Source organism: Azospirillum sp. UENF 111221, from assembly GCF_058780625.1.
Window position 1 is genome coordinate 588,745 of record NZ_JBSNCH010000005.1, and the last position, 22,187, is coordinate 610,931.

Genomic DNA, 22,187 nt, shown 5'->3' on the forward strand with positions numbered 1-22,187 from the left:
GGGGCAACGCCTCAGGCGTTCACCGAAAAAGGCTGCACCACCGCCTTGAACTCCGCCATCGCCTCGCAGGCGTGGGAGTGGGCGGCGAGCGCCGGCCAGCGGGAGCGGTCGAACACGGCCGGGTGGGCTTCGCCGACGAAGCGCAGGGCGCAGCCGGCGGCGATGTCGGCATGGCCGATGCGGTCGCCGAACCACCAGGGACCGGCGGCGGCGGCGCGGTCGGCCTCCAGCACGTCGAGGACGGCACCGATCTGGCCGGTGCAGCGCTCCATCCACAGATCGGACCGTTCCTTGTGCAGGACGCGTTCGTAGACGAGACTGACCGCCTTGTCGGCCAATCCCGTCGCCAGCGCTGAGAGCTTCAGCGACCGCCGGCGCTCCGGCCCCTGGCGGGCGATGAGCGCGCGGTCCGGTCCGGCGATCTCGTCCAGATGATCGAGGATGGCACCGCTTTCGATCAGCACCTCCCCATCCGCCAGCACCAGCGTCGGCACCCGTTTCAGCGGGTTGAAGCGCGCGACCTCCGCCGCGTCGGAAAAGACCGACCAGGGCCGATGCTCGTACGCCATGCCGTAGAGTTGCAAGGCGACGGCGACGCGGCGCACGAAGGGCGAAGTCATACTGTCCGATCAGAATCATCGATTGTTTCCTTGATGATGGCCCTGACGATGGCCCTGACGATGGATGGGCCGCTGGCTGAATATCCGCATCCATCCTATACCGGATTTGTCCCGATACCGCATTCGTTCAACGCGGTTCAGTCCCGCGCCACGATCGGGGTCAGTTTGTAGCGGGCGGCGATGCTCTCCAGCCGACCATCCGCCTTGATCGCGGCAACGAAGGCGTTGACCCGGTCCAGCCAGCCTGCATCGCCCGGCGCCACCGCATAGGCGTAAGGGGTCGGCTGCACCGGCACGTCCGGCACGATCAGCCGCGCCCAGGGGTGGAAGGCCAGCATGCGCTGTCCATAGGGATAATCGGTCAGGAAAGCATCGGCACGGCCGGACTGCACCTCCTCCTCCCGTTCCTGCGCGCGGGTCACGGCGACGATTCGCGCAGCCTTCATGGCGGAGCGGGCATAGCCGTCCATGTAGGTGTCCTTTTGCACCGCCACGACATTGCCGGTGCGGTCGAGATCCTCCCACCGCTGGATGCCGCCGTTGGTCTGGGTGGTCACCGCATAGATGCCGCTGCGCAGATAGGGTTGGCTGAAGGCGACATGCTGCGCCCGTGCCGGAGTGGCGCCGATGGCGAACATGCCGATGTCGCAGCGGTCGGCCAGCAAATCCTCGATGAAGCGGGGAAAGCTGCTTTCCACCACCGTCAGGCGAACGCCCATATCCTTGGCGAATTCCTGCGCCAACTCCGCATCCAGCCCCTCAAGCGCGCCGGTGCGTGGATTCCGGAACGAGATCGCATAGTAATCGGGCCAGGAGCAGACACGAAGTTGCTTTTGTTCTGCAATTTTCTGAAGTCTCCCGTCCACCGCCATGGTCGGTGACACGATTCCGACCGACAGAATCGACAGAATTGAGAAGCTGACCGCCCAAAGGCCCCGCGTCGCCATGTCACACCTTTCGTTAACCAACCATCGCTGTTCTTTGCGACCTGGAAGCAAGGCCGCAAAACCGCGGCGGTATCTTAGCATCGACCGGTTCACGACGGCAGCGGATGCTTGGCGTCGGGTGTGGGTAGCTGCTATTGTCCCAGGCGCAAACTTCGACCAAGAGGTTGGGCCCAGCGCATTGATCCGACTGCGATCCGGTCGCGGACCGCAGATGACGGACGGGCTCGGACCCATGCAACCTGCGGCTTGGTCGCTCCACCACTTCTGACCGTCCGGAACGAACGTCCTGTCCCCGTCCCCAGTCAAAGCGGATCTGAAGGGTCTCTTCGAAAAGCGGGGCGGAATCATCGCCTTCGCCCTTCTTGCGGTTTTCGCCCTGCTGATCAACCAGGGCCAGCAGTTGATCACAGCGCGCCAGACAGCTCTCGACTCGGCCGAGGCCAGCCTCACCAGCCTTGCCGCGGCGCTGGAGGTCTCGACCACCCGCACGGTGCAATCGGTCGATGTGACCCTGTCCTCCATCGTCGATTCGCTGTCGGACGCCAACTGGACGGGGGAGGACGGCGCACCCGGTCCCGACCTGACGGCCATGCTGACGGACCGGCTGCGCCGGTCGCCCCACCTGCGCGGGCTGACCCTGCTCGACCGCACCGGCCGGATCGTCGCCACCACCGAAGGTGCTTACCCCGCCGCCACCTACCTGACTGAACTGGACGTGTTCCACCAGCAGGCGGCCGCCCAGGGCAACGGGCTGGTGATCGGCGATCCACGCCCGGGACGCAGCCTGATCGACCGCACGCCGGCAGGCGAACGGTCCGGCCGCTGGCTGCTGCCCATGAGCCGCGCCCTGCGCGAGGCAGACGGCACGCTCCAGGCGGTCGTCGTCGCCACCGTCAATCCGGATTACTTCCAGGGCCTGTACCGGGCTGTGCAGGGTGGCGCGGGCGCGGGAATGGGCGACCGGATCGCGCTGTACCGCTATGACGGTACGCTGCTGACGGTCCAGCCGCAGACCGGGACCGAGATCGCCAAATCCTTCGCCGCCACCCCGCTGTTCCGCCATTATCTGCCGCAGGCGGAATATGGCGTGTTCCGCCACTCCGGGGCGGATGTCGACGCCGGCCCGGGAACGCGAATCGTCGCCTACCGGACGACACCGGTCTGGCCGCTGATCCTGACCGTCAGCGTGCGCACGGACACGGTTCTGGCTCCCTGGCGCGACAATCTGCGGATGGCATCGCTGCTGTCCGGCGGCATGATCCTGCTGCTCGGCCTGTTCGGGCTGCTGCTGGCGCGCTCCCTTGCGGCACAGCGCGAACAGGGCAAGGAGCTGGAAGAGACCAATGCCCGCCTGTCCGCCATCGTCGATACCGCGGCGGAGGGCATCGTCACCGCGCGGCCGGACGGTGTGATCGAAGCGGCTAACCCGGCCGCCCATGCCATCTTCCGCTGCGCACCGGGCGAGCTTGTCGGTCGGCTGGTGGTGGATTTCCTGCCGGCGGACAGGCGGGCCGACGTTTCCCGCATGCTGGAAGAGATCGCGCGCGGCCGCCGCACCATGGATCTCGCCACCCGCGGCGAGATCATGGCGCTGCGGGTGGCGGCCGACGAAGCCGGGGATCGGACGGAAGGCTTCCCGCTGGCCTACTCCATGGCCTTGGTGAAGACCGCCGCTGGCCCGCTTTATGCCGCAATCCTGCGCGACCTGACCGAGGAGAAGCGGCTGGAGCACACGTTGCGCGACGCCAAGGAGCGGGCGGAGGACGGCCAGCGCATCAAGATGGAATTCCTCGCGACGATGAGTCACGAGATCCGCACCCCGATGAACGGGGTGATCGGCATGGCCGGGCTGCTGCTCGATACGCCGATGGAGGCCGAACAGCGCACATATGCCGAGACGATCCGCGATTCCGCCGAATCGCTGCTGGTCATCATCAACGACATCCTCGACTTCTCGAAGATCGACGCCGGCCGGCTGGATTTGGAGGTTGGAGAGTTTGAACTGGTGCCGATGGTCGAGAGCGTCGCGGAGATTCTGGCGCCGCGCGCCGCGGCCAAGGGACTGGACCTTGCCAGCTTCGTGCCGCCGGGGCTGCGCGGTCCCCTGCTGGGCGATGCCGGGCGGCTGAGGCAGATCCTGTTGAACCTTGCCGGCAACGCTGTGAAATTCACCGATTCCGGCAGCGTCACCATCCTGTTGAGCGAGGAGCCCGACGAGCGGCAGGACGCGGACGGTCCCGATTCCGGCAAGGCGGAAGACGGCGTCCGTGTCCGGTTCGAGGTGCGCGATACCGGCATCGGCATCCCGGAGGAGGAGCGGCCGCGCCTGTTCGCCATGTTCACCCAGGTCGATTCGTCTCCCGCGCGGCGCCATGGCGGCACCGGCCTGGGGCTGGCGATCTGCAAGCGGTTGGCCGAGTTGATGGGCGGTCGGATCGGCGTGGACAGCGAGCCGGGGACGGGAAGCGTCTTCTGGGTGTCCGTCCCGTTGAAACGCAGTGTCGGCAGCGCCCATCCGCCGTCCCCCATCGGCAATTGGGCCGGGCGGCGCCTTCTGCTGGTCGATGACATCGCCGTCAACCGCGACCTGCTGACCCGGCAGATCGACGGCTTCGGCATCGTCGTCGAGACGGCGGAGAGCGGAGAGCAGGCGCTCGACCGGCTGGTCGCCGCCGCCCGTCTCGGCACGCCCTTCGACGCGGCGATCCTCGATCACCGCATGCCCGGCCTGACCGGACCGGACGTGGCACGGCGTATCCGCGCCATCCCGGAACTGGCCGGCATCCGGCTGGCGCTCGCCTCCTCGCAAAGGCTGGAGGGGCAGGAGCAGGAACGCGCGCCGGTGGACACCCACCTGCCCAAGCCGATCCGTTTCAGCACCCTCTGCCAATGTCTCGCCCGCCTGCTGGAACGGCCCGCGCTGTCGCTGGCTGGCGCCCCGCCTGCGTCCTGGCCCGATGCTGCGCCGGGGAGCGGTCCGGCCGCCGGGACCGTCATTCCGCGTCCGAGCGACAGCACGGCAGCGGTGCCGCCGACCGCCGCAAGAATCGAGCCGGTCTCCAACGGCCAACCGACGCCGCGCGTCCGCGTTCTGGTGGCGGAAGACAATCCGGTCAATCAGCAGCTGACGCTGGCCCTGCTGCGCCGGGCCGGGGTCAGCGCGGAAGCGGTGTCCAACGGCGAGGAGGCGGTGGAGGCGGTGACCGCCCGGCCCTACGACCTCGTCCTGATGGACGTGCAGATGCCGGTGATGGACGGGCTGACGGCGACGCGGCGGATTCCGCCGGCTGTCCGGAGCGGTGGCCCGGATTCCCGTCGTGGCGCTGACCGCCAACGCCATGCAGGGCGATGCCGCCATCTGTCTGGAGGCCGGCATGGATGACTATCTGTCCAAGCCGATCAACGCCCGCAAGCTGCTGGACACCATCGCCCGCTTCATCCCTCCGTCGGAGGACGACAAGAGCGACGGCGGGGGCCCAGCCGCATCGCCACCTAAGGCGACCCCCGGACCCGCCACCGTCAACACCGAGAAGATCGAAGAACTGCGCGACGCGCTGGGCAAGGACGGCTTTGCCCTGCTTCTCGAAACCTTCTTCGGCGACAGCCCGCAGCACCTCGATCTGCTGCGCGCGGCCATTGCACGAAGCGACCGTACCGGCATCGAGCGGGAGGCGCACATCCTGAAGGGCTCGGCCGCAAATGTCGGCTTCGACCGGCTGGCGGGGACCGCTCACATCCTGGTCGACGCCGCCCGCCGTGGCGACCTCGATGCCCTGACCGCCACCGCCGGCGAACGCGTCGCCGACGAACTGTCGGCGGCACGGAAAGCAGCTGTGGCGCTTGTTGCGACTGACGATTGATATCCACAACTGGTAATGCTGCGACGCAGTGCCGCCGGTGATTGTACGATTGCGGCGGTTTCGGTAAAATGCCATGAAATTTCCCCAATCGTGCCCCGAACCGCTGGAGTACACGCCGACCATGGCCGATGCCGTCACCGCTCTGGTCGTCGATGACGAGGAAATGACCCGCGCCATCGTCGCCGGCTATCTGTCCCGCATCGGCTATCGAACGCTGGAGGCGGAGACGAAGGCGCAGGCCTGGGAGATCCTGTCGGCCAGCGGATCGACCATCCATGTCGTGCTGCTCGACCGCCGGCTGTCCGACGGCGATGGGCTGGAACTGTATGAGCGGATGAAGCGCGAGCCGCATCTGGCCGACATCCCCGTCATCGTCCAGACCATCTCCGACAGCAGTTCCGAAATCGCAGCGGCAATCCGTGCCGGCGTCTTTTACTACCTGATCAAGCCCTATGACGGTGCCCTGCTGCGCTCCGTCGTCCGTGCGGCGGAGGAGACGACCGGAAGGCTGAAGAGCCTGCAAGGAGACCTGCGGTCACGCTCCGACGCCATCGGTCTGCTGCGCGACGGGCGCTTCCGCTTCCGCACCCCGCAGGAGGCGCAGAATCTGGCCATCACCCTATCGTCGGTCGCCGCCACCGCTCACAGCCTGACCTTCGGCCTGTCGGAGATACTGGTGAACGCAGTGGAGCACGGCAACCTCGGCATCGGCTTCGAGGCGAAGGGGCGGCTGAAGGCCAGCGGCATGCTGGCGCGCGAGATCGAGGCGCGGCTGGCCGCGGCCGAACATCGCGAAAAATACGCCACCTTGCATGTCGAGCGCACCGACAGCCGCGTGATTTTCACCGTCACCGACATGGGGTCGGGCTTCGATTTCAACCGCTACCTGTCGGTCGATGCCTCGCAGTCGGATGCCACCCACGGCCGCGGCATCGCGCTGGCCCGCATGGTCGGTTTCGACCAGCTCACCTATGTCGGCAACGGCAACCGCGTGGTCGGCATCGTCAATCTGGGCCGGACCGCGGACGGACGCTCCGACTGATCCACAGCACCGTCAGATCGTCGGCCAGCAGCCGGGGCACGGTCGCGAAATAGCGGTCGAGCATAAGGTCCAGCGGCCGCTCCAGCTCATCGTCACCGAGCCCCCGCACCAGATCGGTCACGCCGCCATAGCCAAACATTTCGCCGTCCCAGCCACGCGCCTCGTACAGCGCGTCGCTGAACAGCAGCAGGGTCGAGCCGGGCGGGAAATCCAGGCTGTGGTTGCGGTACCGCGCCCCGCCCGCCAAGCCCAAGGGCAAACCGCAACTCGGCCCCACCTCCAACCCACCGTCCCTCTGGCGGACCAGCGGTTTCGGCGCGCCGGCGGTGGCGTAGACCAGCCGGTCGGCACTGACATCGACCACGGCATAGATCATCGCGGCGAACTGCGCCTCCGGCAAAAGCCCGACCAGCAAACCGTTCAGCGTGCGCAGCGTCTCGGCCGGATCGTCGGCCGGCAGGTCGGTGCGGGCCAGCAGCGTGTGCAGCCGGAAGGTGTTCAGCGCGGCCGCCACCCCGTGGCCGGTGAAGTCGCACAGGAACAGGGCGAAGCGCCGGTCATCGAGTGGACGCGCGCCCCACAGATCGCCGCCCAACTCCGAACTCGATTCGAAGTGGCTGTCCATCGCGATGCCATAGCGCCCTTCCAGCGACCGGCAGGCAGCGGCAGCGGGCAGCAGTCCCAACTGCATCTGCCGCGCCAGCGCCATCCGCTGCATGGCGCCGTGATGGTAGGCGTGCAGGCTGCGGATAACCTCCTGAAGGGAGCGGTCGAGGCGACGCCTTTCCAAATGCACCGACAGGCGGGCGGCCAGTTCTGCCAAAGTCAGCGGACGCGCCAGCAGGTCGGTCGCCCCTGCCCGCATCAGCTCCGCCCGGCGGGAGCCGCTGGCAAAGCGGCCGAGGACGAGGATGGGCACGTCGCGCAGTTGCGCCATCTCCCGCAATCCCACCAGGAGATCGGGGCCGAATCCTGGCAGCCCGGCATGCAGAAGGAGAAGCTGAGGGGGATCGGCCGTGGCTTCGGCGACGGCCTGCGCCAGCCCGTCGCCATCCACCACGGCGACGCGGCGAACCCCCAGCCGGCCCAGGACATCACGCAGCGGCCCGGCGGCGGATGGACGAGGGTGGCCGATGACGACCGGCGGACCGCCGCTCACCGGTTAGAACTCGCAGGGGATGATGGTGTGGAACTCGGAAATCTCGATCAGGTCGCGGACCTGACCGCGCGGATGCTTCAGGCGGAAGGTAATGCCGGCCTGTCTGGCAGCGTTGTTCGCCATCACCAGAAGCCCCAGCCCGGCGGAATCCATGTAATCGACGGCGGACAGGTTGAGGACGCAATCCGCGATGCCTGCCGTCTCCCACTCCCCGAGGATCGTCCGGAAATCGGTGTCGGCTTCGAAGGTGATCTGCCCGCGCATCTCCAGTTCGCGCAGGGTGCCGCTGTCATGCACCGTGTAGTCCATCGCCGCATCCCACCTTGCCAGCCGTCAACCCGACGGCCCGGGCATCGGCGCGTCTCCGCGATCAAGGATAGCATAACGCAGAACAGGAACCAGCCTTCAGGCTACATTCCAGGCTCGAACACCGCCACAAGGTTGCGGCCGAGATGCTTGGCGCGATAAAGCGCGAGGTCGGCACGATGGATCGCCCGCTCCAGCGTGTCGGTCGCCCCCTCCAGCCCGGCGATGCCGATGCTGACCGTCAGGCGGAAGGTGCCGTCCGGCGCCTCGATCGGCATGCGGGCCAGATGGCGGCGCACCCGTTCGGCCACCACACGGCTTTCATCGGCGGTCGCACCGGGCAGGACCACCACGAACTCCTCCCCGCCCAGCCGGCCGAGGATGTCGTATTCCCGCAGGATGGCCTGACAGCCGGCCGCCACCATGCGCAGCGCATCGTCGCCGGTAGCATGGCCGAAGCTGTCGTTGATGCGCTTGAAATGGTCGACGTCGAGGACGAAGACCGACAGCGGTTCGTGGAAGCGATGGGCGCGGGCCAGTTGGGCGCGGGCCATGTCCATGAAGGACCGCCGGTTGAAAATTCCGGTCAGCGGATCGCGCGACGCCATGTCGCGCAGCGCCTCTTCCATGCTGCGGCGTTCGGTGTAGTCGTAGATCCAGGCCAGATTGACCGCCGTGCCCTGGATCACCGCCTGATTGACCGTGAACAGGGTCCAGAAGGGCGACCCGTCGGCCCGCCTGAACTGAACCTCCATGTTGGTGACGCCGCCGCCGCCGCGCAGCCTCTCCAGCACGCGCAGGCGCTGGTGGCTGTCGAGGTAGTAATCACGGGCGCGGCTGCCGATCAGCCTCTCGCGCGGCAGGCCGATCAATTCGGCGAAGCGGGTGTTGACGAAGATGATGCAGCCGTCGTCGCGGCGGGACACCGAAACGCCGATGGGGCTCTGTTCGAGGATGGCTTCAAGCCGTTCCTCGTTCGGATGCAGGTCATTCAATTCCCGGGTGACACCGGCAATACCCGACTCGTCACGGAAGGCGTCCTTGGCCGGGAAGCGGGTCGCCCCCTCCGCCACAAGGACCGGTGCCTCGTACCGGACATTGCCGCCATAGTCCCGCAACGTTCCGGCAGCCGGACTCCCGGCCTGCGATGCATCCTCGTCCGCAAGGATGGCCTGCCGATACACCGCATCGACGTCCGTCACCGTCACCAGCCGCAGGCTTTCCGCCCCTCCTTCGGCCTTCGTGCCGGATGGAAGCGCGGTCCAGGGCGCATCCGCCACCGTCACCCGGCAGACGGATCCGTCGTTCCGCAGCACCCGGTGCGCCCGCGCCGGATCGGCGACCGGACCGCCGCCATCGCAGCTGTCCAGCCCGAACTCGCACAAGCTACGTCCCGGCAACCCGCCCGGTTCGCAGGCCAACAGCGCATGGAGCGCCGGATTCGCGTGATGAATGATCCCCGAAGCCGCAACAACGCAAACCCCGACCGGAAGGCGGTCGAGGATCGACAACGCGGCATCGCGTCCGTCATGCGCATCACGGCCTGAGATCATTGCCATGCAACCCGGAACCGGCATGGCCGAGAGTGTCTCATTGACTTTTGATTCCTCGCAGCGCCGGTGGTTTCCGACAAGGTCGAACTGGAAGGGCCGGACTTCTAAGAACGGTTGAGTGTATAAAATTTTCGGCGATTGTTCAAGACGCGGACATTTTACAAGGTTGCATCGCCCAAACTTGTTTCCGGACAAGTGCGCCATCAAGACGACTCCATGCCGCATCGTCTCCCGGCAGTCCGAAGCGCAGCCAATCCGGCCGGTGCTCGAACCGGCGCACCAGGATCCCGGCCTCGCCCAATGCCCGATAGAGCGCCGGTGCCCGATCGTCCTCGACAAGACGGAACAGCTCCGTCCCGCCGGCCACCTGCAATCCGGCTGCCGCCAGCAGCCGGTCCAACTGCGCGGCGGCAGCGGTCAGGCGGTCGCGCGTGGCAGCGATCCAGCCGCGGTCGGCGAGAGCCGCGGTGGCGATGTTCAATCCCGGACCGGACACCGCCCAGGGTCCGATGGACTCGCGCATTGCCGCCGCCAGATCGATCGGGGCCAGCGCTATGCCGAGGCGCAGCCCCGCCAGCCCGAAGAACTTGCCGAAGGAGCGCAGGATGACCAGTCCCGGCCGGCCGGCATGCGCGGCGGCACTGTCTTCGGGCCGCATATCGGCGAAGGCCTCGTCCACCACCAGCCAGCCGCCGCGCGCGGCCTGCGCCGCGGCAAGCTCCAGCAGCCGGACGACAGGCCAGCGCCGGCCATCGGGGTTGTTGGGGTTGACGACGACCAGCACGTCGGCCTCAACCACGTCCGCCGCCATCCGCACATCGTGGCCGGCCAGCGCCCAGCAACGGGCATGCTCGGCATAGGTGGGTCCCAGCACCGCCACGCTGCCCGGTGCACGCAGCCGCGGCAACAACTGGATCAGCGCTTGCGAACCGGAGGCCGCGGCAACCAGCTCCGCCGATGGCACGCCATAGCAATCGGCCGCCGCCGCACGCAATGCCGCCTCCTCGCCGCGGCCGGGCAGCCGGGTCCAGGCGTCCTGCGGCACCGGCGGCAGCGGATAGGGCCAGGGGTTGATGCCGGTGGACAGGTCGACCCACGGCAGCAGCGCACCGGGAAAGGCGGCACGGGCACCGTCCAGGTCGCCACCATGCAGAAGGACGCCTTCGGTCGCGTCACCCTGCCTCCACGGGTCCGCCACAGGCAGGTCCGACCCAAGCGGGTCCGCCATGTGCGGCTTGGTCGCCGGGCTGTCTTCGGCCATGATCGCGCTCCTCATTTCCCCGTCGCGCGGCCAGCGGGCCGCCCCAATCCTGGAACGTCCCTGCCGTGCCGCTGCATCCTTTCCTGCTCGCCACCGCGCTGATCGTCGAGGCGGCGGTCGGCTATCCCGACCCACTCTACGCCCGCATCCGTCACCCGGTCGTATGGATCGGAGCGCTTATCGCCCAGTTGGACGGCGCACTCAACCGTGAGACCGACGGCTTCGACCGCCGCAAGGCGTTCGGCGTCCTGGCCGTGCTGGTGCTTCTGCTGACGGTCGGCGGAGTCGCGGTGGCGGTGGCCTGGGCCTGCCGGCTCCTGCCCTTCGGCTGGCTGGTTGAGGCGGCGCTGGCGTCCACCCTGCTGGCCCAGCGAAGCCTGCACGACCATGTGGCGGCGGTCGCCAAGGGGTTCCGCACCGCCGGGCTGGAGGGCGCGCGCAAGGCGGTGGCGATGATCGTCGGCCGCAACCCGGCCACGCTGGACGAACCCGCCGTCGCCCGTGCCGCCATCGAAAGCCTTGCCGAGAATTTTTCCGACGGGGTGGTGGCGCCGGCTTTCTGGCTGCTGGTCGGCGGGTTGCCGGGTCTGGCGCTCTACAAGACGATCAACACGGCGGACAGCATGATCGGCCACCGCACCCCGCGGCACGAAGCCTTCGGCTGGGCAGCGGCGCGGCTGGACGATCTGGTCAACCTGCCGGGATCGCGCCTGACCGCCCTTCTGCTGGTCGGTGCCGCCTGGATGACGGGAGGGACGGATGCGCGGCAGGCCTTGGCGTCGGTGAGGCAGGATGCCCACCGTCACCGCTCTCCCAACGCCGGCTGGCCGGAGGCGGCGATGGCTGGCGCGCTCGACCTGCGGCTGGGCGGGCCCCGGGTCTATGGCGACACCCGAATCGAGGATGTCTGGCTCGGCGCGGGACGGACCGCCGCCACGCCGGACGACATCGGCCGGGCGCTGGCGCTCTACCGCCGCGCCTGCGTGCTGCTGATCGCCGGGGCGCTGGTGCTGGCCGTGCTGGGGTGACCGGTCATCCCCGCCCCGCCCGCCGCACCATCAAGGACAGGCGCCGGCCGACCCGGCGCGCGAACTGACGGACTGCGATCAGCAGCCGGCGCGCGGCGCGGGCGGGAGCGGTCTCCTTCAGCCAGGTGAGCCAGGCCGTTACCCGCACATAGCCCCAGGCGAACCAGCCGATGGTCAGCAGCTTCGGCTTGGCGATGTGGAACAGCCGCTCCACCAGGGTGATCTTGACCAGTTCCGCCCCGATAATCACGGCGGCGCCGGCCATGGGGCGGCCCGTCGCGAACAGCCAGGCGCCGACCGGCTTCGCCGGCTCCAGCAGAGCCAAAGGCACAAGCACGAGGACCAGCGACGGATAAGGTCCAAGCCCCGCCACCCATTCTCCGAATCGCGCGAACGGCGGCAGCCGCGCGATCCGGCGGGCGACCGGACGCACCACCCAATAGGCCAATGCGTCCAGCAGGAAATACGCGATCGCGAACAGTGTCGCGACCGGACGCAGCAGGCGGGACAGCAGCCGGCGCGGCGGCGATGACGGCGGCGATGGCGGCGGCAATGGCGGCGGCGGTTCGGGGGAGGCAGGACGGTTCTGCGCCCCGGGAGGGGGAGTGCTGTTCATTGGAAATATTCCGCCGGAGGTCTTAGGTCCCTTCTACCACGAAGGCGAGCCTTTCGTTCGTGGGAAGGGACTGGCACCTTCATCCAAATTGGTTCTGTAAACGCACAATCGAGTCCGCTCCTTCCCCGAACGACCCCATACAACAGCCGAATCGACCGTGCCCGGCCATTATGACCCCCTCCTCGTCGCGTTATCCTATGTGATCGCCGTGTTCGGCGGTTATGTGGCGCTGGACCTCGCCCATCACTCCCGCAGCGGTACGGCAGGCCGATCCCTCGCGTCGGCCCTGGGGAACACGACCGGAAACGGTCCGGGCGACAAACGGCGATTGGCCGGTGCGGCGCTGGCGCTCGGTGCCGGAATTTGGTCGATGCATTTCATCGGCATGCTCGCCTACCGCAGCGACGTGCCCATCGGCTATGATGCCGGACTGACCGCACTGTCCTTCCTGCTGGCCGTCGGCGTTTCGGGAGCCGGCCTGTTTGCGGTAGCGCGCAACCGTGGCAACAACTATTTTAAATTGCCGATTGCGGGCACCCTGACCGGGCTCGGCATCGTCAGCATGCATTATGTGGGAATGGCGGGAATGCGCATGGACATGGACCTGTCCTATGACGTGGTTCTGGTCGCTGTTTCGGTGATCGTCGCCATCGCCGCATCGACCGCGGCCCTGTGGCTGGCCTTCCGGACCAGCCGCCCGCTCCAGCGCGCCGCCGGTGCCGTCCTGCTGGGGCTGGGGGTGGTGACGATGCACTATACCGGCATGGCGGCCGCCGGGATGGAGCCGATCACGGAGCTGAGCGCCGCCGCAATCGGAAGTGCTGACGCCAGCCGCGCCGCCCTTCCCCATGCGGCGTCCCACTCCGGTCATGGCATCGCGCTCTCCTCGTCCCTGCTGGCGATCATGACCGGGATGGGGACGCTGCTTCTGCTGTCGCTGGCGATGCTGTCGTCGCTGCTCGACCGCCGGCAGCAGGCCGAGCGGTCGGCGGAGCAGGAAGCGCGCTACCGTGCCATCGTCGACACCGCGGTGGACCCCATCGTCCTGATCGACGACCAGGGCATCGTGGAGTCCTTCAACCACGCGGCGGAGAAGACCTTCGGCTACCGGGCCGAGGAGGTGATCGGGCGCAACATCAGCATGCTGATGCCGGAGCCCTACCGCAGCGCCCATGACGGATATCTCGACCGCTACCGCCGAACGGGCGAGCGGCGGATCGTCGGGATCGGCCGCGAGGTGGACGGGTTGCGCAAGGACGGCACCACCTTCCCGCTCGACCTTTCGGTCGGCGAATGGAAGGTCGGCAAGCGGCGCATGTACACCGGTATCATGCGCGACATCACCGCCCGCAGAGCATCGGAGGACGCGATCCTGCGCGCCCGCGACGAGGCGGAGGCCGCGAGGGTCGAGGCCTTGCAGGCCCGCGACGATGCCCAACGCGCCGACCGCGCCAAGACCAAGTTCCTGGCCGCCGCCAGCCACGACCTGCGCCAGCCGCTGCAATCGCTGTTCTTCTTCGCCCATGCCCTGTCGGACAAGCTGGAGGATCATCCGGCCGCCCCCCTGCTGGCCAGCATGACCAATTCGCTGAACGGGCTGCGGGTGATGCTGGACAGCCTGCTGGATGTCTCCCGCCTCGATGCCGGGGTGGTGAAGCCCAGCGTCACCGACTTCGCGCTCGGCCCCCTGCTGGAGCGGCTGGCGGAGGAATACCGCATCCGCGCCGCCGAGGCGGGCCTGACGCTGCGCCATGTCCCGACGTCCGCCTGGACCCGCAGCGATCCCGCCCTGCTGGAACGCATCCTGCGCAACCTGATCGAGAACGCCATCCGCTACACAGAACATGGCGACATCCTGGTCGGCTGCCGTCACCGTGGCGGCACGTTGCGGCTGGCGGTGCTGGACCAGGGCATCGGCATCCCCGCCGACAAGACCCAGGACATCTTCCAGGAGTTCACCCAGCTCGCCAATCCCGAGCGCGACCGCCGCAAGGGCCTTGGGCTGGGGCTCGCCATCGTTCGGCGGCTGGCCGGGCTGCTGGAGCATGGGGTGACGGTGCAATCCGCACCGGGACGCGGCAGCGGCTTCTTCCTCGATGTGCCGACAGCGGTTCCGCGCCCAATCCCGAAGCCGGTGCGCGTCCCCGCGGAATTGCCGGACGCCAAGGGGCTGATCGTGGTCGTCGACGACGACACCATCATCCTGCTGAGCATGCGGGCGATGCTGGAGGAATGGGGATACGAGGTGGTCGCCGCGGTGTCCGCCGACGAGGCCATCGCCTCGCTGCTGAATCTCGGCCGGCAGCCGGCGATGATCGTCGCCGACTATCGCCTGCGCGAAGGACGGACGGGGGTGGAGGCGATCCGCGACATCTACGGCGTCTGCGGCGTGCGCGTTCCCGCCGTTGTGCTGACCGGCGACACCGATCCCGCCCGCATCGCCGAGGTCCAGCGCAGCGGCCACCGGCTGATCCACAAGCCAGTCTCCGCCCCGATGCTGCGCGAGATCCTGAACACCGCCGCATAGGGCGGCAGATCGTCCACCCGAATCGGCGGCGGCGGTGCTAAAAAGCGCCCGACTCCACCGAAGCAACCCTGGACGGGCCGGCGGCCGGAAGACTAGCATCCGCCGCCGACCGAGCCTCCCGGCAGCCCCCGCCCGTTGCCGCCCCCCTTTCTCTCCCACGGACCGTGATGCTGCGCCGTTCCCTGATCCGCGCCGGCGAGACCTGCGCTTTCCAACTCCGCGCCGCCCTGGCGCGTGCGATGTCCCGCCCGGCCCCGCCCGTTGCCCCGCCTGCCGCTCCGCCCTATGACGGTTATCCACCGCCGTCCCACCAGACGCAGCAACCCGTCCAGTATCCAGGCACGCCCTATCCAGGCGCCCCCTACCCGCAGGCGCCGCAACAGCCGGTCTATCCGCCCAGCGCTTATCCACCGAACGCTTACCCACCCGGCACTTATCCGCCGGGTAGCTATCCCCCCGCAGCCCATCCGATGGCTGCGCAGCCGCCCGGCCAGCCCTATCCTCAGCAGCCGGTGCCGCCCTACGGCGTGCATCCGCAACCGGTGCCGCCCCCTCGCAACTCCCGGCGCCCACGCCTGCGCCTGCCGCGCGGTCGCTGGGGCAAGGTCGCTGCCGTCGCCGGCGTGCTCGTGCTGCTGCCGCCGGCGGGTCTGCTCGGCACCTATGTGTGGATGCGGGCCCAGCAGCCACAGACCAGCGGCGCGGTCGCCATCCCCGGCAACGGCGCACCGGCCGAGGTCGTGCGGGACAAGCAGGGTGTGGTCCATATCTTCGCCGCGACCGAGCGCGATGCTTACCGCGCGCTGGGCTATGCCCACGCCCAGGACCGCTTGTGGCAGATGGAGACGATGCGCCGGGCCGGGGCCGGCCGGCTGGCCGAGCTGATCGGCACAAAGTACGGCGACTTCGCGCTCCGCACCGACCGGCTGATGCGCACGCTGGGCGTCCGCCGTGCGGAGGAGGCGATGGCCGCCACCCTGTCGCCCGACGCCCGCACCGCCTTCGACGCCTATGCCGAGGGCGTGAACGCCTATCTCGCCACCCGGTCGGAGGCGTTGCCGGTCGAATTCCAACTGTTGCGCCACACGCCGGAGCCCTGGACTGTCGCCGACAGCCTGGTTTGGGCCAAGCTGATGGCGCTGCAACTGTCGGCCAACTACCGCGACGAGCTGTTCCGCTCCCGCATTCTGGAACGGTTGTCGCCGCAACAGGTCGATGATCTGTTTCCGTCGGACGTTCCCGGGTCTCCCACCACGCTGGCGAGCGACCTGCGCGGCATGGATCTGCGGGAAACGGTGCGCCGCACCCTGGCGGCCCTGCCGCAGATGGGCTTCGACACCGCGTCGAACGAATGGGTCCTGACCGGTGCCCGCACCACGACCGGCAAGCCGATCCTCGCCAACGATCCGCATCTGGGGCTGGAGGCGCCGATCCTCTGGTATCTCGCCCGCATCGTGACGCCGGACTTCACCGTCACCGGCGCCACCGTGCCGGGCGTGCCGCTGACCATCCTCGGCCACAACGGCAAGGTCGCCTGGGGCTTCACCACCACCCACAGCGACACCCAGGACCTGTTCGTCGAAAAGCCCGACCCGCAGGACCCGGCGCGCTACCTGACCCCCGACGGCACCCAACCCTTCGAGACGCGTGCCGAGACCATCGGCATCGCAGGCGAGGCGTCGCAGACGCTGACCGTCCGCAGCACGCGGCATGGCCCCATCATCTCCGATCTGGACGCCCCGTCCCTTGACGGCAAGGCGCCCGGTCCGGTGCTGGCGCTGTCCTTCCCCGGTCTTGCCGACGACGATACCAGTGCGGAGGCGCTCTACCGCCTGAACCATGCCGGATCGGCGGAGGGCGTGCGCGACGCCCTGCGCCTGCATGTCGCCCCGCAGCAGAACGTCGTCTATGCCGACGTGAGCGGAGAGGTCGGCTTCATCACCCCCGGCCGGGTGCCGATCCGCCGCAAGGGCGATGGCCGCGTGCCGGTTCCCGGCTGGACCGGCGAGTATGACTGGACCGGCTTCCTGCCCTATTACGCCCTGCCGCAGGCGGTAAACCCTCCGACCGGCCAGTTCGTCAACGCCAACAACGCGGTGGTCGGGCGCGACTATCCCTATCGCCTCGCCACCGAATGGCCGGATCCCTCGCGCGCCAAGCGCATCGTCGAGATGCTGGGCGGTGGGCGCCATTCGGTCGAGGATGTGGCGCGCCAGCAGATGGACATCGTCTCCCTGCCCGCCCGCGACTTCCTGCCGGACCTGCTGAAATACCCGACGCCGCCCGGCCTCGCCAGCGACGCGGCGGCCCTGCTGCGCGGTTGGGACGGCCGGATCGACCGTAACCGGCCGGAACCGCTGATCTTCGACATGTGGCTGCGGGAACTGGTCCGTGCGGTCTTCGCCGACGAGTTGGGTGCCGACTTCGCCTCCTACTGGGACCTGCGGCCGGAGGCGTTGCGCCATGTCCTGAACAACCGGCCGGAATGGTGCGACGACGTTACCACGCCGCAGAAGGAAAGCTGCGCCGACGTGATCGGACGCTCGCTGGAAACGGCGGTCAAGGCGCTGGCCGAACGCCATGGGTCCAGCATGAAGAGCTGGCGCTGGGGCGACGACCACACCGTCGCGCTGGTCCACCGCATGCTGAGCCGCCTGCCGCTGATCGGCGGCAAGGCCGACCTGTCGGTGGAGACCGACGGCGATTTCTTCACCGTCAACCGCGGATCGACCACCATCCGCGACCCCGCCAACCCGTTCCGCCATGTCCAGGGCGCCGGGTTCCGCGCGGTCTACGATCTGGCTGACCTCGACAATTCCCGGTTCGTGATCGCCACCGGCCAGTCCGGCAATATCTGGTCCCGCCACTGGGGCGATCTGGTGACCCTGTGGCGCGATGGCGGTTCGTTGCGTATGGCCGGCGACCGTGGCACGCTGGTCTCGGCAGGGGCGGAGGTGCTGACACTCACACCACGCAACACCGGGACAAACACGAAATGACCATCACGCTGGAGGACGTGCGCGCCGCGGCGGCGCGCATCGCGGGACACCTGCCGCGAACGCCCACGGTTCCGGCTTCCCGCCTGGGGGACATGGCGGATTGCCGGATGCACGTGAAGCTGGAGAACCAGCATGCCACCAGCTCCTTCAAGGAGCGGGGTGCGTTGAACAAGCTGCTGTCGCTGGGCGAGGCGGAGCGCCGCGCCGGCGTCATCGCCATGTCCGCCGGCAACCACGCCCAGGCGGTGGCCTGCCACGCGACGCGGCTGGGCATCCGCTCGACCATCGTCATGCCGGCCTTCACCCCCTTCACCAAGGTGGAGCGGACCGAGAATCTGGGCGCCACCGTCGAACTGCATGGCGAGACGCTGAGCGAGGCAGCCGCCTTCGCCCATGACCTGGCGGCGCGCGACGGACTGACCTTCGTCCATCCCTATGACGACCCGCTGGTGGCCGCCGGCCAGGGCACTGCGGCGCTGGAACTGCTGGAGGATGTGCCGGACCTCGACGTGCTGGTGGTGCCCATCGGCGGCGGCGGGCTGATCTCCGGCATGGCGACGGCGGCCAAGGCGCTGCGGCCGGATCTGGAGATCGTCGGGGTGCAGTGCAGCCTCTACCCGGCGGTGCGTCAGGCGCTGGCTGGCCAGCCGATCACCTGCGGCGGGGCGACCGTGGCGGAAGGCATCGCGGTGAAGGCGCCCGGCGCCCTGACCCTGCCGATCATCCGCGCCCTGGTCGACGACGTGGTGGAGGTGGGAGAGGCCCGGCTGGAGGAAGCGGTCTACCGCCTCGCCACCGTGCAGAAGCTGGTCGCCGAGGGAGCCGGGGCGGCGGCGCTCGCCGCGGTTCTGGAGGATCCGCAGCGCTACCGCGGCCGCAGGGTCGGCATCGTGCTGTCGGGCGGCAACATCGACTCCCGCATCATGGCGCAGGTGCTGATGCGCGGGCTGGTCTATGAGGGCCGCATCGTCCGCCTGCGCATCGGCATCACCGACGCCCCCGGCGCGCTCGCCCGCGTCACCCGCCTGCTGGGCGAGGCCGGCGCCAACATCGTCGAGGTCCACCACCAGCGCCTGTTCCACAATGTGCCGGTGAAGATGGCAGAGGTGGATGTGGTGCTTGAAACCCGCAACCAGACGCATGTCGACGCGCTGATCGCCCGGATGAAGGACGCCGGCTATCCGACCAGCCTGATGATGGAGGTGGGGTAAGTCCCCACCCCGTCAGATGCTGTAATTGTCGGCGATCTCGGAGCGCAGTTGCTCCACCTGATCGCGGAACACCGCCCCATCCCGGCCGGCGCTGTTGCGCACGTCGCGCACCACGCGGGCCGGGGTGCCGCCCAGCACGATGATGCGGTCGGCCAGATGCACCGCCTCTTCCAGATCGTGGGTGACGAACAGAACCGTCTTGCCCGTCTCCTGATGGATGCGGCGAAGCTCGTCCTGCAAATTGTGGCGGGTGATGGCGTCGAGCGCGCCGAACGGCTCGTCCATCAGCAGGATGTCCGGGTCGACCGCCATGGCACGGGCGATGCCGATGCGCTGGCGCTGGCCGCCCGACAGCTCATAGGGCCAGCGGCGGGCATAGCCGTCGAGCCGCACGAGCTTCAACGCGGCTTCCGCCCGGTGCCGCCGCTCGTCGCGGCTGACCGGCAGGCCTTCCAGCCCGAATTCCACATTGCGGATCACCCGACGCCAGGGCAGCAGACGCGAGTCCTGGAACACCAGCCCGACCGGTCGATGGCCGGGGCGCTGGTCCTGGTGGATCGTGACGCCGCCGCTGCGCGCAGTGTGCAGCCCGGCGACGACGCGCAACAGGGTCGACTTGCCGACACCGGACGGGCCGACGATGGCGACGAAGCTGCCGCGCTCGACCGACAGGTTGACGTCGACCAGAACCGGCGGCGCATCCTTGCCGTAGCCGATGGACACGTCCTCGAGGTCGATGACGGAGGCGGTTGCGGTCTTGGAGAGGGTCACCGCTGCCATGAGAGCACCCGCGACTGAACTTGCATGAACAGGAAATCAGACACGCCGTAGAGCAGCGCGATGGTGACCATGTAGAGCACGACGATGTGGGTCGCCAGCAGGCCCGACGCCTCCATCATCCGCATGCCGAGGCCGGAGATGCCGAACAGTTCGGCCGCGACCACGGTCATCCAGCCCTGCCCCAGCCCGGCACGCAGGCCGGACAGGACGCCCGGCAGGGCGCCCGGCAGGATAATCTTGAACAGGCGCGGGATCAGCCCGCCCTGGCCGAAGGCATAGCCAAGCTCGATCAGGTCCTTGTCTACCCCGCGCACCGCGGCGTAGCTGGCGTAGTAGTTGATCCAGAACACCGTCAGCGCGATCAGGAAGGACGCCGCCCCCTCGCTGACGCCGAACCAGATGATGGCGAAGGGAATCCAGGCAATGGCCGGGATCGGGCGCAGCATGCGCACGACCCAGGCCTGGAAGGCGTCCCACTTGCCCCACAGCGCAGCGGCAGTGCCGAACGACACGCCGAGGAAGGTGCCCAGCGACAAGCCGACCAGATAGTGCGACAGGCTGGCCAGCACCATCGCCTGCCAGGTACCGCTCTTGAACTCGGCCAGGAAGGCGGCAGGCACCGCGCTCGGCGACGGCAGCAGCCGGGCCGGCACGACGCCGCTGCGCGCCACCGCTTCCCACGCCAGCAGGAAGACGACGACGCCCAGCGCCGACAGGGCGATCTTGTTATAGGTCTTCATCGGCTTGTCGATGTCCCTCACACGGCCGCCTTACTTGACGGCAGCGTCGTAGAAGCTGAAGTCGAAGGCCTCGGCCACCGGAACGGTTTCGGAAGCCGAACCGATCTCCTTGGTGTAGGCCATCATCTGTTCGACCGCCGGGACGACCGTGTGCGGATCGGCGACGAACTTCGACCCCGGCCCCTTGAAGGCGGCTTCCAGCGTCGCCGGCTCCATCAGGCCCTTGCCGAGATAATTGTTCACGATCTTGGCGGAACCGGCCGGATCCCTGGCGATCAGTTCGACCGCGCGGATGTGGGCCTTGACCAGCGCCTTGATGGCGTCGGGATTCTTCTTCAGCACCTCGGCGCGTGCGGAAACCACGGTGCCGGGCTGGTCCGGGAACATCTGCGCGCCGGTGGCGACCAGCATGACGTTCGGATCCATCTGCTGGGTGACGGTCACCGTCGGCTCGCGGATGGTGGCGGCGTCGAGCGCACCGGCCAGCAGGGCCTGCTGCGTCTTCTCGATGCCCATCGGCACCAGCTCGACATCGGCGGGATCGACCTTCACCACCTTGAACAGCCAGTGCTTCAGCACGGTATCGGGAACCGAGCCCGGCGGCTGGGTGCCGATCTTCGGCTTGCGGCCGGTGTCGGCGGCGAATTTCTTGAAGGACTCCGCGGTCGGCGTGGTGCCCACCGCCTTGGCGAAGGGGCCGCGGGCGGCGACCACCATCTCTTCCACCGCTGAATTGGCGATGACCGAGATGTCGGCACCCTTGGTGCGGGCGACCAGCACGGGAGCGACACCGGCATAGAGCAGGTCGATCTGGCCGGCGGCCATTGCCTGGATCGCGTGCGGGCCGGATTCGAAGCGGGTCAGCTTCAGCGCAATCCCGGCATCCTTGGCCCAGCCCTGCCCATCGATGATGAACAGCGGCGACGCTGCGAGAATGGGAATATAGCCGATTTCCAGCTTCACCGGGTCGGCGGCGTGTGCGGTGCCCGGCATGACGGCAGCGGTCGACGCGGCAGCCGACGCGAGGGCGACCAGGGCGGCAAGGGTGGAGCGACGGGTCAAGCGGAGCATCGGATCGTCCTCGGCTAAGGTTCCGAAGCTATTTAGCACGGTTGCCCGAATGGGGAAGAGAGATTTTCACATAACAGGAAAAGGGAATTAGCAATTTAACACGTTATCATCGTATTATCCTTGGGCCGAAACCGCCTGGAACCGCGGAAAATGTGGGTTCGGCGCGGCGCTGGCGGTTCGGCTTCAGGTCTCGGTCAGCAGGTAGAGCGACACGCCGCAGAGCGAGAACTCCCACCATCAGGATCGCCATGGCGATGCGCGTCCAGAGCGTGATGTGCGAATCGAGCGGGTCGCAGAGATCGTCGTCATCCATGGTCGGGTTTCCGTCACTATGAGGAAGCCGGCGTAAGGCAGCCGCCGGCTTTCGGTGACGGTAAGCGTTAGCGGTGCCGTGTTGCGGCGATGTGTCCCGCGGACGGTTCTGTGTAACGCTTGGTAACGGCTTCCCTGATGGCTACAGGGTGCAG

General features: G+C 68.2%; 18 protein-coding genes. 7 read left to right on the forward strand and 11 right to left on the reverse strand.

Annotated features, from left to right (window positions below; translation table 11 throughout):
• Window positions 1-11: 11 nt before the first annotated feature.
• Window positions 12-620 carry a glutathione S-transferase family protein gene (locus ACWPN3_RS17185; RefSeq protein ID WP_492261613.1) on the reverse strand — a complete coding sequence of 203 codons (609 nt, stop codon included), beginning with the start codon at window positions 618-620 and terminating at the stop codon, window positions 12-14.
• Window positions 621-757: 137 nt separating this feature from the next.
• Window positions 758-1,567 carry a substrate-binding periplasmic protein gene (locus ACWPN3_RS17190; protein WP_492240597.1) on the reverse strand — a complete coding sequence of 270 codons (810 nt, stop codon included), beginning with the start codon at window positions 1,565-1,567 and terminating at the stop codon, window positions 758-760.
• 400 nt (window positions 1,568-1,967) lie between these two features.
• On the opposite strand from ACWPN3_RS17190, the gene ACWPN3_RS17195 reads away from it, so the two are divergent.
• From ACWPN3_RS17195 to ACWPN3_RS17205, 3 genes are all read left to right on the forward strand, one after another.
• Window positions 1,968-4,949: an ATP-binding protein gene (locus ACWPN3_RS17195; protein ID WP_492261614.1), complete on the forward strand. Its 2,982-nt coding sequence runs from the start codon at window positions 1,968-1,970 to the stop codon at window positions 4,947-4,949.
• Window positions 4,885-5,427 (forward strand): Hpt domain-containing protein, encoded by a 543-nt coding sequence (locus tag ACWPN3_RS17200; RefSeq protein WP_492261615.1) that lies wholly within the window; start codon window positions 4,885-4,887, stop codon window positions 5,425-5,427. The genes ACWPN3_RS17195 and ACWPN3_RS17200 overlap by 65 nt, the downstream gene beginning before the upstream one ends.
• Before the next feature lie 73 nt (window positions 5,428-5,500).
• Entirely contained in the window at window positions 5,501-6,469 is a 969-nt protein-coding gene (locus tag ACWPN3_RS17205; RefSeq protein ID WP_492240599.1) for a response regulator, read from the forward strand.
• On the opposite strand, the gene ACWPN3_RS17210 is transcribed toward ACWPN3_RS17205, so the two are convergent.
• From ACWPN3_RS17210 to cobD, 4 genes are all read right to left on the reverse strand, one after another.
• Entirely contained in the window at window positions 6,432-7,628 is a 1,197-nt protein-coding gene (locus ACWPN3_RS17210; RefSeq protein ID WP_492240600.1) for a PP2C family protein-serine/threonine phosphatase, read from the reverse strand. The genes ACWPN3_RS17205 and ACWPN3_RS17210 overlap by 38 nt on opposite strands.
• Window positions 7,629-7,631: 3 nt before the next feature.
• Window positions 7,632-7,937, reverse strand: coding sequence for an STAS domain-containing protein (locus tag ACWPN3_RS17215; RefSeq protein ID WP_109096612.1), 306 nt, complete (start codon window positions 7,935-7,937; stop codon window positions 7,632-7,634).
• A gap of 101 nt (window positions 7,938-8,038) precedes the next feature.
• Window positions 8,039-9,319 (reverse strand): GGDEF domain-containing protein, encoded by a 1,281-nt coding sequence (locus ACWPN3_RS17220; protein WP_492240601.1) that lies wholly within the window; start codon window positions 9,317-9,319, stop codon window positions 8,039-8,041.
• 310 nt (window positions 9,320-9,629) lie between these two features.
• Window positions 9,630-10,748 (reverse strand): threonine-phosphate decarboxylase CobD, encoded by a 1,119-nt coding sequence (gene cobD, locus ACWPN3_RS17225; protein ID WP_492240602.1) that lies wholly within the window; start codon window positions 10,746-10,748, stop codon window positions 9,630-9,632.
• Window positions 10,749-10,813: 65 nt separating this feature from the next.
• Here cobD and cbiB point away from each other — a divergent pair, with 65 nt between their 5' ends.
• Window positions 10,814-11,776 carry an adenosylcobinamide-phosphate synthase CbiB gene (cbiB, locus tag ACWPN3_RS17230; protein WP_492240603.1) on the forward strand — a complete coding sequence of 321 codons (963 nt, stop codon included), beginning with the start codon at window positions 10,814-10,816 and terminating at the stop codon, window positions 11,774-11,776.
• 4 nt (window positions 11,777-11,780) lie between these two features.
• On the opposite strand, the gene ACWPN3_RS17235 is transcribed toward cbiB, so the two are convergent.
• The gene (locus ACWPN3_RS17235; RefSeq protein ID WP_492240604.1) at window positions 11,781-12,392 is read right to left on the reverse strand and encodes a hypothetical protein; all 612 of its coding nucleotides are present in this window, start codon (window positions 12,390-12,392) and stop codon (window positions 11,781-11,783) included.
• A gap of 199 nt (window positions 12,393-12,591) precedes the next feature.
• Between ACWPN3_RS17235 and ACWPN3_RS17240 the strand changes: the two genes are divergently transcribed.
• The 3 genes from ACWPN3_RS17240 to ACWPN3_RS17250 all read left to right on the forward strand — a co-directional run bounded on the left by ACWPN3_RS17240 (window position 12,592) and on the right by ACWPN3_RS17250 (window position 19,129).
• Window positions 12,592-14,919: a hybrid sensor histidine kinase/response regulator gene (locus ACWPN3_RS17240; RefSeq protein ID WP_492240605.1), complete on the forward strand. Its 2,328-nt coding sequence runs from the start codon at window positions 12,592-12,594 to the stop codon at window positions 14,917-14,919.
• 167 nt (window positions 14,920-15,086) lie between these two features.
• Window positions 15,087-17,918 carry a penicillin acylase family protein gene (locus ACWPN3_RS17245; protein ID WP_492240606.1) on the forward strand — a complete coding sequence of 944 codons (2,832 nt, stop codon included), beginning with the start codon at window positions 15,087-15,089 and terminating at the stop codon, window positions 17,916-17,918.
• The gene (locus tag ACWPN3_RS17250; RefSeq protein WP_492261616.1) at window positions 17,915-19,129 is read left to right on the forward strand and encodes a threonine ammonia-lyase; all 1,215 of its coding nucleotides are present in this window, start codon (window positions 17,915-17,917) and stop codon (window positions 19,127-19,129) included. The genes ACWPN3_RS17245 and ACWPN3_RS17250 overlap by 4 nt, the downstream gene beginning before the upstream one ends.
• A gap of 12 nt (window positions 19,130-19,141) precedes the next feature.
• Here the strand turns inward: ACWPN3_RS17250 and ACWPN3_RS17255 are convergent, their stop codons facing one another.
• The 4 genes from ACWPN3_RS17255 to ACWPN3_RS17270 all read right to left on the reverse strand — a co-directional run bounded on the left by ACWPN3_RS17255 (window position 19,142) and on the right by ACWPN3_RS17270 (window position 22,033).
• Entirely contained in the window at window positions 19,142-19,909 is a 768-nt protein-coding gene (locus ACWPN3_RS17255; RefSeq protein ID WP_109096620.1) for an ABC transporter ATP-binding protein, read from the reverse strand.
• Window positions 19,897-20,649, reverse strand: a complete 753-nt coding sequence (locus ACWPN3_RS17260; RefSeq protein ID WP_492240608.1) for an ABC transporter permease — start codon at window positions 20,647-20,649, stop codon at window positions 19,897-19,899. The genes ACWPN3_RS17255 and ACWPN3_RS17260 overlap by 13 nt, the downstream gene beginning before the upstream one ends.
• 30 nt (window positions 20,650-20,679) lie before the next feature.
• The gene (locus tag ACWPN3_RS17265; RefSeq protein ID WP_492240609.1) at window positions 20,680-21,720 is read right to left on the reverse strand and encodes an ABC transporter substrate-binding protein; all 1,041 of its coding nucleotides are present in this window, start codon (window positions 21,718-21,720) and stop codon (window positions 20,680-20,682) included.
• A 106-nt stretch (window positions 21,721-21,826) separates the two neighbouring features.
• The gene (locus ACWPN3_RS17270; RefSeq protein WP_492261617.1) at window positions 21,827-22,033 is read right to left on the reverse strand and encodes a hypothetical protein; all 207 of its coding nucleotides are present in this window, start codon (window positions 22,031-22,033) and stop codon (window positions 21,827-21,829) included.
• Window positions 22,034-22,187 lie beyond the last annotated feature (154 nt).